This window comes from Agromyces sp. PvR057 (genome assembly GCF_040547485.1).
Classification (GTDB): domain Bacteria; phylum Actinomycetota; class Actinomycetes; order Actinomycetales; family Microbacteriaceae; genus Agromyces.
In genome coordinates, this window is the sequence record NZ_JBEPPT010000001.1 from 1065225 (window position 1) to 1077140 (window position 11916).

Consider the following 11916-nt stretch of genomic DNA (forward strand, 5'->3'; position numbering starts at 1 on the left):
CCGAAGATACGAGGATGACGGATGCCGCGCACGAGCCACCGCCCTCGACCGGCCCCGGGGGGGTGCCGGCCGCGCTGCCGGTCCCCGCGCTGCCCGCCCCCGAGCGCCGCGAACGCGCCCTCGCCCTCGTCGCCGAACGCGGGTTCGTGCGCGTCGCCGAGCTCAGCAGCGTCTTCGGCGTCACGACCGTCACCGCCCGAGCCGACCTCGACGCCCTCGAACGCCGAGGCTCGATCCGCCGGGTGCACGGCGGAGCCGTTCCGCTCGGCTCGCTCATCGAGGCCGAGCGGCCCGCACGGGAACCGAGTTTCGAAGAGGCGCTCGCGGCATCCGTCGAGCCGAAGCGCCTCATCGGCGTGCACGCGGCCTCCCTCGTGCGCAGCGGCCAGAGCGTCATCCTCGACGTCGGCACCACGACGCTGCAGATCGCTCGCGCGCTGCGCGCCCGCACCGATCTCGACGACCTGACGGTGTTCACGAACGGCCTGTCGATCGCGCTCGAACTCGAGCCCGAGATCCCGCGGTTCACGGTCATCGTCACCGGCGGCAGCCTGCGGCCGAAGCAGCACTCGCTCGTGCACCCGCTCGCGGGCTCGATCCTCGACGAGGTGCACGTCGACCTCGCGTTCATCGGCTGCAACGGCGTCGACCCGCTGCACGGGGTCACGAACGCGAACCTGCCGGAGGCGTCGGTGAAGGCCATGATGCTGAAGGCCGCGGCCCGTTCGATCGTCGTCGCCGACGCGAGCAAGCTCGGCGAGGTCCATCTCGGCCGCATCGCCGCCGTCGACGCCTTCGACACCCTCATCACGGATGCCGCGGCACCCGCCCCGCTCATCGCGGAACTGCGCGAGGTCGGCCTCGCGACGGCGATTGCGCGAGACCCTAGAGTGGATCCATGACGCTACCCACGGGCGAGCAGTTCGTGCTCGAGACCTCGACCGCGAGCGGTGATCTCCGCGCAACGATCACGGCCGTGGCCGCCGGCATCCGCACCCTCAGCATCAACGGCATCGACCTCGTTCCCGAGTACTCCGAAGACCTCCCGGCACCCATGGGTGCGGGCATCGTGCTCGTGCCGTGGCCGAACCGCATCCGCGACGGCATCTGGCGCGACGACGAGGGCGTCGAACACCGCCTCGCGATCACCGAGCCCAAGTACAACAACGCGATCCACGGACTGCTGCGCTACGCCGAGTACCGTGTCGTCGACCAGCAGCGCGACTCGGTCACCCTCGCGGCGAACATCTACCCGCAGCTCGGATACCCGTACCTGCTCGAGACCGCCGTGCACTACGAACTCGTCGCCGACGGCCTGCGCGTCACGCACCACATCGAGAACCAGGGCGGCGAGGCGGCACCCGTCGCCATCGGCACGCACCCGTACCTCAAGATCGGCGGCGTGCCGACGGGCGACCTCGTGCTGAAGCTCGACGCCGCCAGCCACATCGAGGTCGACGACCGCCTGCTGCCGACCGGCGAGGTGCCCGTCGACGGCACCGAATGGGACCTCCGCGAGGGCCGCCGGGTCGCCGACCTCTCGCTCGACGACGCGTTCGGCGAGGTCGCCGACCACGACGGCGAGGTCGAGCATTCGCTCACCGCGCCCGACGGCCGCAGCGTGTCGCTCTGGGCCGACGACGAGTTCGCCTACGTGCAGGTGTACACGTCGAACCGGTTCCCCGGCGAAGACGGGGTCGCGATCGCGATCGAGCCCATGACCGCGCCGGCCGAGGCGTTCAACTCGGGTCGCGGACTGCGCCTGCTCGACCCCGGCGAGGCCTGGGAGCTGTCGTGGGGCATCCGCTTCTCGGGGTTCACGGCCGAGTAGGGCCGACGGCTCAGCCCGTCGAGCAGCTGCCGGAGTCGACCGGCTGATCGAGCGTCGCCGCGGCGCCCGCGAAGGCGTTCAGGGTCGACACCGGGATCGCGAATCCCACGTTCTCGACCGTCTCCGACTTGGCGAAGACGACACCGCCGACCTCGCCGTCGCCCGTGAGCACCGGGCCGCCCGAGTTGCCGTGGTCGACGTCGGCCGCGAGGGTCATCACGTCGCGCGTCGACGTGCCGTCCGGCTCGCGGAACGTCACCTGGCCGACCGACATGACCTGCCCGGGCCGAAGGTCCAACGGCCCGCCGAACGGGTACCCGGCGATCGCGACGTCGGCGCCCGCCGCGGCATCCGCCACCGGCAGCGCCGGTGCGTCGAGCCCGTCGACGGCGATGACGGCAAGATCGAGGTCGGCGTCGAACGCGACGATCTCGCCGGAGCGCGCCCCGAGCCCTGGCGTCTCGACGACCGGCTCGTCGACTCCGGCCACGACGTGCGCGTTCGTCACCACGCGGTCGGGGGCGATCACGAATCCGCTGCCCGACATCGAGACGCCGCACTCGAAGGCGGTGCCGGTGACCCTGACGACGGATGCCGCGGCCCTGGCGATCTCGGCGTCGTCGACGCCGCCCGAGGGCAGCGTCGGCGCCTCCGATGGCACCTCGAGCACGTCGACGAGCCACGGCAGCGCCTCGCCGACCGCCGCGGATCGCACCTCGGCGAGGAACCGCTGCGCCGGCGTCGGCGTGAGCGCCTCGATCGTGCCGAGCACGCGGGAGCCGGCGATGGCCGGCGACACGACCGGCACGCCCATGGCCGAGACGCCGGAGGCCACGAGCACCACGACGAGCACCGTCACGAACAGGTTGCCGACCGCGCCGAGCAGGCGGTCGACGACGCCGAGCTTCACGGCCTCGGCGCCGCGCCCGAGTGCGGCGCCGAGGGCACCGCCGGCCGCGCCGCCGATCGAGACGAGCAGGAGCGCCGCGCCGATCGCCGCGGGCGCCCGCCACTCCGGCGCGGCGACGACCCCCATCACCCATGGCATCACGAACGCGGCGGCGACGGCGCCGAGCAGCACGCCGATGAGCCCGGCGGCCGTGCGGAGCAGCCCCGCGCGGTAGCCGTTCACGACGGCGCCGATGAACAGGAGCACGAGCAGGACGTCGAGCAGCAGGCTCCAGCCCATGGTCCTCCGTTCGTCGGCGTGATGATCCGGGTCTCGGTGATCGTCGTCGCGAACCCAAGCCTGAGGCATCCGCCTCGGAGCATGCTGCGAGCCGCGCCGCCGTGCCGTGCCGAACGCACGCCGCCGTGCCGTGCCGAACGCACGCCGCCGTGCCGTGCCGAACGCACGCCGTTCACGGATATCCACCACGGATGGCGCCGCCCGCGGTCGCAGCTCGTGGTCGCCGCACAATCGCCCGGCGCCCGCGCGACCCCTTCGGTTAGCCTCGGAGGGGTCGCGATCGTCGGCCGATCACACGATGAGGAGTGACATGCGCGTCGGGATGTTCCTGAACTACGCGGGCGGGTTCCGCGAGGTGGCCGACGAGGTCGCCGAACTCGAGCAGGCGGGCGTCGATCTCATCGCCGTCCCCGAGGCGTACTCGTTCGACGCCGTCAGCCAACTCGGATTCCTCGCGGCGCGCACCTCGAAGATCACGCTCGCCTCCGGCATCCTCCAGCTGTACACGCGCACGCCGACCCTGACGGCGATGACCGCAGCCGGACTCGACTACGTCTCGAACGGCCGCTTCGAGCTCGGCATCGGCGCCTCGGGGCCGCAGGTCATCGAGGGGTTCCATGGCGTCCGCTACGACGCGCCGCTCGGCCGAACCCGCGAGATCATCGACATCTGCCGCATGACCTGGCGGCGCGAGCCGGTCGTGCACGACGGGCCGAAGTACCGCATCCCCCTGCCCGCCGGCGAGGGCACCGGACTCGGCAAGCCGCTGAAGCTCATCAACCACCCCGTGCGCGAGCGCATCCCGATCACGGTCGCCTCGCTCGGCCAGAAGTCCGTCGAGCAGACCGCCGAGATCGCCGACGGCTGGCTGCCGATGTTCTTCCACCCCGAGAAGGCGGCGGATGTCTGGGGCGACGCGCTCACCGCGGGCACGGCGAAGCGGTCGGCGGACCTCGCCCCGCTCGACGTGTTCGCGAGCCCAGCGCTCGCGATCACCGACCGTCCCGAGCTCGCCGACATGGCCCTCGCCTCGGTGAAGCCGCAGCTCGCGCTGTACGTGGGCGGCATGGGTGCGCGCGGCAAGAACTTCTACAACGACCTCGTCTCGAGCTACGGGTTCGAGGCGGATGCCGCGCGCATCCAGGACCTCTACCTCGAGGGTCGCCGCGACGAGGCCATCGCCGCCGTGCCCGATGACCTCGTGCGCGCGATCTCGCTGATCGGATCGGCCTCCGAGGTCGCCGAACGGGTCGAGGTGTTCCGCGCGGCCGGGGTCACGACGCTCGCGGTCACGCCGCTTGCGCGCGACTCGGCCGAGCGCGTGGCGCTCATGTCGGGGTTCCGCTCGCTCGTCGGCTGAATCCTGCGTCGATCCGGGTTCCTCCGGCACGGATCCGGTGCGAGAGGCGCTGCTCGCGGTCGTTGCGAAGCGTGTTCGCGCTCTCACATGGAGGAGGGCGCGACGCCTGCCTCCATTTCCGCCTGATCAGGCGGAAAACTCCCGGAAAAACACTGGTGTTCGCGCGCACAGGAGCGTACGGTGAATCCCAATTCGCACGGAGTCGTGCGGACCAAGGGGACACTTGGGGAGGGGCCGTCGGGGCGGGAGCAGTCGTTCCTCGAGTGAGGGCGATCTCCCGCCAGACGGTGTCCAGTTCGCGAGGCTTCAAATGCCCGTGAAGCCGACGCCTCCGCTGTGTGCTGCTCATCGAGTGAGCGTTCGGCGTGGTGCGACATCTGTCGCGCGACCACGGCGAGTCGCGTCGTCGTGCTCGACTCCTCGCGTTTCGGCATGGCCCTCGGCTCATGGAACAATAGGCTCGCGCCCCTCTAGCTCAGTTGGTAGAGCAGCGGACTTTTAATCCGCGGGTCGTCAGTTCGAGCCTGACGGGGGGCACCCTCCCATGTCGGCGGTTGCTGTTGACGTCCTCGCGTGAAGACGTGTTCATCGTGTCGCCAGGTGCTTCCGGAGACCGCGTTCAATCGAAGATCGGCGTCGCCCGACGGGCGTCAGTCGTTCTGCCGTGATTGCAATGCGACGAGGGCTCGACGGTTCCGCGTGCTCGATTTCGATCACCGAGAGAACTGCGACAAGGCCGCCGAGGTCATGAAACTCGTGAAGGCGGCGTACTCGTGGGAGCGGATCACCTCCGAGATCGCGAAATGCGACGTGCGTTGCAGAAACTGCCACGCGAAGATCACCTCTGAGCGCATGGGCGCGAATTGGCGTTCCGCCCTCGGATCGCGGGCGCCGACCGAACGGGCGGGCGTCGCGGTCCAGCGGGTACTCTTGCCGCGATGGCTTCCGACGACTCCTTCCACCGTCCGACCAAGTTCCCGCCGCACAAGTTCGACTCGTTCCTCGGCGGCGAAGACCCCGCACGGCTGAGCCGCATGGCGCACGACACCGCCGCGGCGCTCCTCGCGCGCGTCCGCGAGGACCCCGATCCGCAGGTCGTCGCCCGGCTGATCTCGTACACCGACGAGCACGGCATCGACGCGATCGCCGAGCTGTGGTCGCAGGCGTCGGCGAAGAGCCTGCCCGGTGCGCTCTGGCGGGTCTACCTGCTGCGCACGCTCATCCGCCAGGATGCGCAGGGCGTGAGCCTCGGGTACCAGCGCGGCGCCGAGGTGTCGCACACGATCGACCAGGTCGTCGCGGGCGCTCCCGTGCCGGCGGGCCCCGACGAGGTGCGCGAGCTCGCCGATCGCATCCTGCACGGCCTGTTCGTGGGCGACTTCGCCGTCGCGCTCGACCGGGCGGCCGCCTTCTGCCGCCTCGTCGCCGTCGGCTACACGAGCCTCGCCGATGACGCCGACGCCGCCGACCACGTGCATCCCGACCGGCCGCGCGAGCTCACGCAGCGAGCCCTGCGGCTCACGCAGCTCGCCGACGAACTCGTCGCGTGCGCACGGCTCTGGCGGCGCGACGCGCTCGACTGAGCCGTCGCGACCGCCCGGTCGCGTTCGGGGCATGCGACCGCCCGGCCGCTCGAGGCGGTGCGACCGACCAAGGGCGGATGCCGCGGCATCCGCGCATCCTCACCTCCCTCGTTCGAGGTCACGCGGAATACCGCACCCCCTCGCCTCGTTTACACTTGACGTGGCCGGCCGCAGTAACCCCGGGCTCCAATATTCGCCGCTCCGAGCGGCCTCGCGCCGAGAGGCGTTCCTGCGGCCGGCCTCTTCATGCCCTCCGGCGGTTCCGAAGGGCCGAGCCCCGAGGTCGTGCGTCCTCGGCCTCAGCCGTTCGCCGCGGTCGCGAGCCGCTCGCCGGCGACCTCGCTCCACTCCGTGACCCGGCCCTCCAGATCGGTGCGGCCCACGCGGCCCACGGGGGAGTGGGTCGCGACGAAGCGGCCCGGGTGCACGCGCGGATCGTTCGCCCAGAGCTCGTCGAGCCGGGCCTCGGCGGCATCGTCACCGGCATCCGCCCGGCCGGTGAGTTCGGCGAGCAGGTCGGTGAGCACGACCTGCTCCGCATCGAGCTCGTCGCCGGGGAACGCCATGGCGCCCCAGCCGTCCCAGAGCAGCAGCTCGCAGCGCTGCCGATGGGCGAGGTCCGCGATCACGTAGCGGTGCACGAAGGATGGGCCCGAATACGGGGTGTCCGGCCCGACACCGTGGTCGGCGAGGTCGGTCGTGCCGGCCCGGTACGCGCGCCATGCCTCGGCGGCCGTGCGGAAGCCCGCGGCCTCCCCGCGCGGGAGGTCGTCGACCGCGAAGTCGTAGGCCGCCTGGTCGAGCTCGGGATCGAAGCGTCGCCAACGCCCGCTCGCGGCATCCCATCGCTCGGCGACGACGTGGTCACTGAAGTACCCGGGCGCGAAGTACCCGGCGAAGCCGAGCCGGGTGCGCGCCGGCACGCCGTGCTCGCGCAGGATCGCGACGGCGAGCAGCGAGTGGTCGCGGCAGCATCCGCCGAGGCGGCAGGCGGCCGGCCGCGGGCGCTCGAGCGCGCCGGGCTGACGGTCGGCCAGTGCACCCAGCTGCGAGGCGATCCAACGCCGGTCGATGTCGGCCAGCTGCTCGGGGCCGACACCGCCCGGCGTGGCCCGGTAGTGGTCGATGACGTTCTCGACGGTGCGGTGCAGCGCGCCGAAGTCGGTGCCGGAGCCGCGCAGCAGGTCGGCGTGGGCGCCCGGGTCGGTGAAGGGGGAGTGCTCGCGGTATCGGTCGAGCCGCGCGTCCGCGGCGGGGTCGGTGCGAGTGAGGTGGTCGGTCATGCCACGAGCGTGCGGCCCGCCCCTGGGGCGGAGTCAAGTGCCGTTCCGGATGTCGCGCGTCGGCGAGGGCCGACGGCTCAGGTGGCGGCGGTCGGCGTCGAGGCGGGCGTCCCGATCGGCGTCGCGATCGTCGCCACGAGGTCCCCCGGCACGGTGGACCACGGTCGTTCGTACAGCTCGCGCGGAGCGCCGGCCGCGCCGCCGTGCTGCTCGGCCGCTCGGCCGAGGGCGTCGTAGAACCGCAGCAGCGACGGGTACACGAGCTCGGCCGCGGTGACCTCGATCGCCACGAGGCTCGTCGCGGGTTCCGCGCGCAGCACGATCTCGCCGACCGGGTCGCACGAACCCGCGTACGGCACCGCGGACTCGATGCGCCCGGGCAGGCCGAAGCCCACGGGCTCGTGGAACACGAGGTGGTGCGCGTCCACGGGCCGTGCGCCCTGCTCGGCGAGGTGTCGTCGCAGTGCGATGACGTCGGCGATGCTCGTCGGCACGAGGTCGGCCTGCTCGACCAGGCGGGTGATCGACGCCACCTTCTGCTCGTCGCGGTGCACGACCCGGACGCGGGCCGCGTCCGCGCTCGCCGCGGTCGGGTCGAGGTGGGCCCTCGACGCGTCGTCGGCCACGACGTCCACCACCTGGCTGCGCTCGGCGAAGGCGGCGCGCTCGGCCGACCACCACGACGCGAGGTCGCCGCGCAGGCGGTCGGGCGGGGCGTCGAGCAGCTCATGCACCCGGGCCAGGGGCACGCCGATGCGGCGCAGCGCCTGGATCGACCGTGCCCGCGCGAGTTCGGCCTCGCCGTAGCGGCGGTAGCCGGTCGCCGGATCCACGGATGCCGGCACGAGCAGCCCGCTCGCCTCGTACACGCGCAGCGCCTTCAACGAGAGACCGGAGGCTCGGCTCATCCCGCCCGTGCCGAGTTCGCGCATGGGTCGACGCTAGCGTGCGAGGCCGGGGGAGGCGAGGCATCGGAAGGCCGGAGGGTGAGCACCCGGTCAGGTGCGCCGACGCGTGCCGGCCGGCCCGCGGCATCCGCGTAGCATCGAGGGATGACCGTGACCCTGCTGCTCGAGCCGCTGCCCGCGGATGCCCGTGTCGACGACCTCGCATCGACCTTTCGCGAGGTGCCGGCGGATGCCCCCGCGCTCCGCGTCGGCGAACTCTCGACGCAGCGCGGCGACGGCGTCTTCGAGACGATCTCGGTGTCGAACGGGCACGCGCAGGAGACGGGTCCGCACCTCGATCGCCTGCGGAACTCCGCGGTGATCTGCGAGCTGCCCGAGCCGAACCTCGCGCAGTGGCGCGCGGCCATCGCCCGTGCCGTCGAGCTGCTGCCCGCCACGGGCGAGTTCGCACTGAAGCTCGTGTTGAGCCGCGGGGTCGAGCACGGCCCGGCGCCGACCGCCTGGCTGCACGCGGCGCCCGCCGCCGACTTCAGCCGCCAGCGCGAGCAGGGCATCAGCGTCGTCACGCTCGACCGCGGCTACGCGCACGACGCCGCGGCCAAGGCCCCCTGGCTGCTGCTCGGCGCGAAGACTCTGAGCTACGCGACGAACATGGCAGCCCTCCGCGAGGCGCACCGCCGCGGCGCAGACGACACGATCTTCATCTCGTCCGACGGCTTCGTCATGGAGGGGCCGACGTCGAGCGTGATCCTCCGGCACGGCGAGGTCTACTCGACGCCCGCGCCATCGGGCGCGATCCTGCACGGCACCACCCAGATGAGCCTCTTCGACCACCTCGCCGAGACCGGTCGGCGGACCGAGTACCGCGACATCCTCGCCGACGAGCTCGGCACCGCGGATGCGCTCTGGCTCGTGTCGAGCGTTCGCCTCGCGGCCGCCGTGACCGAACTCGACGGTGCCGGGTTCCCGTACGACCTCGAGACGACGCGGGCGTTCAACGCCTACCTGCTCGAACCGCGCGACTGAGCCGAGAGAGCGGTTGCAGGCCCGCGACGCGGCTCGGGCATCCTGCGGCGTCCCCTGAACGGGGAATTGCGTTCCGGTGAATTCCCTCTCGACGGGCGTTTGTAAACGTTGCTAACATAACCGCACGCGATCAGTGACGTGAGCGAGCGGAGGGCCGATGCAACCCATGGACGAGACTTCACGTACGGAGCCACGCCGCCGCTCGAACGTCGAGGCGTTCGAGAGCTCGAGCGCCATCATCGAACTGCTCGCCCGGCACCAGCTCGTCGTCGCGCCGCACGTCGCCTCGCGACTCGGCCTCGGACTCGGCGGCGATGCCGACGCGATCATCGAGGTCACGACCCTGCTGCGGGCGGCCCAGCGACTCGGCCTCGCGGTGCTGCCCGACCCGCTTCCGCTCGTGCCCGCCATCTCGACCGCGATCGAACCGCACGCCGCCGGCCTCGCACCGTGGGAACGGCAGGTGCTGGTCGTCGCCTCCGTCTGCACCGACGACCGCATCGACGTGCTGCTCGCCGCGAGCGGCCGCTCGATGTCCGAACTCGTCGACGGATCGCTGAGCCGCCACCTGCTGCTCGTCGCCGGCCATTTCGCGTTCGCCGATCCGCGCATGCGGGTTTGGGCGCACGCCGAGGCGTCGCTCGCCGAACGCACGGCCGCGCACGCGTCGCTCGCCGACGCCTACGGCCGTCTCGCCGTCGACGACCAGGCCGTCTGGCATCGTTCCCTCGCCACGCTCGAGGGCTGTCCCGATCTCGTCGCCCCACTGCTCCGGATCGCCGGGCGAGCGGATGCCTCGGGCGAGGCCGAGCGCGCGCACGCCATCGCACGCGAGGCCGAGAGCCACGCGTCGGGCGCCCAAGCCGTGCTCGCGCGCAGGGTCGCGGGAGCCGCCGCGCTGCACGGCGGATTCGTCGAGGACGCGGAGCGGTGGCTCGGCGCCGTGCTGAGCCTCGGTGACGACGAGAGCCGGGCGAACGCGCTCGCCGACTACCTGGTGGCCGCGGCCCTCCTCGGCGGCGACGTGGCCGAACCCGAGCTCGACGCGCAGCTCGACCGCGCAGACGTCGTCGACGGGTCGGGTGCGACCGAGCCTCCACGGCACCTGCCGGCGCTCGTGCGCGCGACCGTGGTCGCGGCGGGCCTGCTCGCCGAACGCGGTGCGGCGCAGCGTGCGTCCCGGAGGCTCGACCAGGCGCGTGCGCTCGTCGAGCGGCACGGGGTCGGCTCCGACGAACTGGTCGTCGGGCGGGCGTGGTGCACGCTCTTCGCCGGGGACGCGCTCGCGGCGCCGGCATCCGGAGGCGAGCCATCCGGAGCCGAGGCACCGGGAGCCGTCGCACCCGCGGCGATCGCACCCGCGCTCGGGGGGCTCCACGCCATCGCGGCCGCCCTGGAGCTCGGACTCGCCGGCGAGCCGGCGGCGGCGATGCGCTGGCTCGGGGCGCGCCGGGAGGTCGCTCGCGACGCGCATCCCGGGCCCGGGAGCTTCGAACGGTCCCCGTTGCTGCGCGCCGAGCGAGCCGTGGCGATCGCGCTGCTCGACCTCTGGGCCGGCGAGGTGCAGCGAGCGGCGAACGGCCTGCGGCAGGCCGCCTGCGACCTGCCGATCGCGCTGACCTTCGGCGGCCTCGGCGCTGCGCTCGCGCGCCGGCTCGAACTCATCGAGGCCGGGGAGATCGGGCCGTGGGCGCGCGCCGTCGAGGCGAGCCTTCCGCCGTCCGCCTCCGGGGTCCGCCGCGAAGACCTCGTCGACCGTGCGGTCGAGGCGCACCTGCACGGCCGTCGCGCCGAGGCCGAGACGCTCGTCGCGCTCGCCGATGAGCGGGCGCGGAGCGGGTTCGGCTGCGGGCTGCACATCCCCGGGCTCGACGCCGCGGCCGAGAACGCGGCGCCGTCGACGCGCGACGCCGGCTCGGTCGGCATCGCGCGGCGCCCGCCCGACGTGCGCCTCGCGAGCGAGCTCCGGCACCGGATGCGCGGTATCGACCGCCGTGGTTTCGATGCCGAATACGCCGCGGTCGCCGATCGCGCCCGCTCGATCCGATCACCCTATGAACGCGCTCGAACCGAGCTCATGCTCGCGCGCACCTGCGCGGCGTTCGGGGTCGCCGATCCGGCCGGTCGGCACCTCGTCGCCGCCGAGCACCTGTTCGCCGATTGCGGCGCCGTGGGGTGGCTGCGCGCGGTCGCGGCCGAGCGGGTGTCGCAGATCGCGACGCATCGGGGGGTCGCGGCCTCCGCCGGTGCGCGGCTCGACGCCGATGCGACGCTCCACGTCGGCGCGGCGCTCCCAGGGCCGGCCGCAGTCGGGGCCGCAGGGAGCACGGTCGTGCCGGCGAGGTCGGTGCCGGCCGCCGGGTCGGCGCCCACCCCGCCGAATGAGCGATCGTCGCTGCACCGCGCCGCGGCGGCATCCGACGACCCCTCGACCGACGACGTGCTCGGCGAGTGCCGCAGCGCGTGGGCCGAGGTGCTCACCGAGCGCGAGCTCGAGGTCGCGATGCTCGTCGTCGAGGGCTGCTCGAACCGCGAGGCGGCCTCGCAGCTCTTCGTGTCGGTGCGCACCGTCGAGGTGCACGTCGGGCGGGTCTTCACCAAGCTGGCGGTGCACTCGCGGGTCGAGCTCGCAGTGCTCGCGCACCGCATGCGCAGTCGGCTGTCGCCATCGCGTACGTAGTCCTGCGTATGCGTGGATGTGCTGATTCGCCGCGGCGATCGGCGTCGTAGCGTCGG

Annotated in this window: 9 protein-coding genes and 1 tRNA gene; 7 read left to right on the top strand and 3 right to left on the bottom strand. The window is 72.8% G+C overall.

Annotation, left to right across the window (positions count from 1 at the left end; all coding sequences use genetic code 11):
• Positions 1–14 precede the first annotated feature (14 nt).
• Together ABIC29_RS04735 and ABIC29_RS04740 are read left to right on the top strand one after the other, a co-directional pair.
• Positions 15–902: a DeoR/GlpR family DNA-binding transcription regulator gene (locus tag ABIC29_RS04735; RefSeq protein ID WP_116081067.1), complete on the top strand. Its 888-nt coding sequence runs from the start codon at positions 15–17 to the stop codon at positions 900–902.
• On the top strand, positions 899–1831 hold the full coding sequence (locus ABIC29_RS04740; protein ID WP_116081068.1) for an aldose 1-epimerase family protein: 933 nt from the start codon (positions 899–901) through the stop codon (positions 1829–1831). Before ABIC29_RS04735 ends, ABIC29_RS04740 begins: the two co-directional genes overlap by 4 nt.
• 10 nt (positions 1832–1841) lie before the next feature.
• Here the strand turns inward: ABIC29_RS04740 and ABIC29_RS04745 are convergent, their stop codons facing one another.
• The gene (locus tag ABIC29_RS04745; protein WP_354243218.1) at positions 1842–3020 is read right to left on the bottom strand and encodes a MarP family serine protease; all 1179 of its coding nucleotides are present in this window, start codon (positions 3018–3020) and stop codon (positions 1842–1844) included.
• Positions 3021–3330: 310 nt separating this feature from the next.
• On the opposite strand from ABIC29_RS04745, the gene ABIC29_RS04750 reads away from it, so the two are divergent.
• The 3 genes from ABIC29_RS04750 to ABIC29_RS04760 all read left to right on the top strand — a co-directional run bounded on the left by ABIC29_RS04750 (position 3331) and on the right by ABIC29_RS04760 (position 5963).
• Entirely contained in the window at positions 3331–4380 is a 1050-nt protein-coding gene (locus tag ABIC29_RS04750; RefSeq protein WP_116081070.1) for an LLM class F420-dependent oxidoreductase, read from the top strand.
• 464 nt (positions 4381–4844) lie between these two features.
• A tRNA-Lys gene (locus ABIC29_RS04755) sits at positions 4845–4917 on the top strand.
• A 401-nt stretch (positions 4918–5318) separates the two neighbouring features.
• A complete protein-coding gene (locus tag ABIC29_RS04760) occupies positions 5319–5963 on the top strand; it encodes a DNA-directed RNA polymerase subunit beta (protein ID WP_116081071.1) in 645 nt (214 codons plus the stop codon).
• A 299-nt stretch (positions 5964–6262) separates the two neighbouring features.
• Here ABIC29_RS04760 and ABIC29_RS04765 read toward each other — a convergent pair whose 3' ends face one another.
• Both ABIC29_RS04765 and ABIC29_RS04770 read right to left on the bottom strand, forming a co-directional pair.
• On the bottom strand, positions 6263–7246 hold the full coding sequence (locus ABIC29_RS04765; protein ID WP_354243222.1) for a transglutaminase-like domain-containing protein: 984 nt from the start codon (positions 7244–7246) through the stop codon (positions 6263–6265).
• Positions 7247–7323: 77 nt separating this feature from the next.
• Positions 7324–8178 carry a MerR family transcriptional regulator gene (locus ABIC29_RS04770; RefSeq protein WP_116081073.1) on the bottom strand — a complete coding sequence of 285 codons (855 nt, stop codon included), beginning with the start codon at positions 8176–8178 and terminating at the stop codon, positions 7324–7326.
• A gap of 120 nt (positions 8179–8298) precedes the next feature.
• Between ABIC29_RS04770 and ABIC29_RS04775 the strand changes: the two genes are divergently transcribed.
• Positions 8299–9180, top strand: coding sequence for an aminodeoxychorismate lyase (locus ABIC29_RS04775; protein WP_116081074.1), 882 nt, complete (start codon positions 8299–8301; stop codon positions 9178–9180).
• 166 nt (positions 9181–9346) lie between these two features.
• Positions 9347–11860: a helix-turn-helix transcriptional regulator gene (locus ABIC29_RS04780; protein ID WP_354243225.1), complete on the top strand. Its 2514-nt coding sequence runs from the start codon at positions 9347–9349 to the stop codon at positions 11858–11860.
• Positions 11861–11916 lie beyond the last annotated feature (56 nt).

Bases quoted from the DNA above. Each gene is read 5' to 3' on its own strand.
- ABIC29_RS04735 (WP_116081067.1), top strand. From the start codon at position 15: ATGACGGATGCCGCGCACGAGCCACCGCCCTCGACCGGCCCCGGGGGG.
- ABIC29_RS04740 (WP_116081068.1), top strand. From the start codon at position 899: ATGACGCTACCCACGGGCGAGCAGTTCGTGCTCGAGACCTCGACCGCG.
- ABIC29_RS04745 (WP_354243218.1), bottom strand. From the start codon at position 3,020: ATGGGCTGGAGCCTGCTGCTCGACGTCCTGCTCGTGCTCCTGTTCATC.
- ABIC29_RS04750 (WP_116081070.1), top strand. From the start codon at position 3,331: ATGCGCGTCGGGATGTTCCTGAACTACGCGGGCGGGTTCCGCGAGGTG.
- ABIC29_RS04760 (WP_116081071.1), top strand. From the start codon at position 5,319: ATGGCTTCCGACGACTCCTTCCACCGTCCGACCAAGTTCCCGCCGCAC.
- ABIC29_RS04765 (WP_354243222.1), bottom strand. From the start codon at position 7,246: ATGACCGACCACCTCACTCGCACCGACCCCGCCGCGGACGCGCGGCTC.
- ABIC29_RS04770 (WP_116081073.1), bottom strand. From the start codon at position 8,178: ATGCGCGAACTCGGCACGGGCGGGATGAGCCGAGCCTCCGGTCTCTCG.
- ABIC29_RS04775 (WP_116081074.1), top strand. From the start codon at position 8,299: ATGACCGTGACCCTGCTGCTCGAGCCGCTGCCCGCGGATGCCCGTGTC.
- ABIC29_RS04780 (WP_354243225.1), top strand. From the start codon at position 9,347: ATGGACGAGACTTCACGTACGGAGCCACGCCGCCGCTCGAACGTCGAG.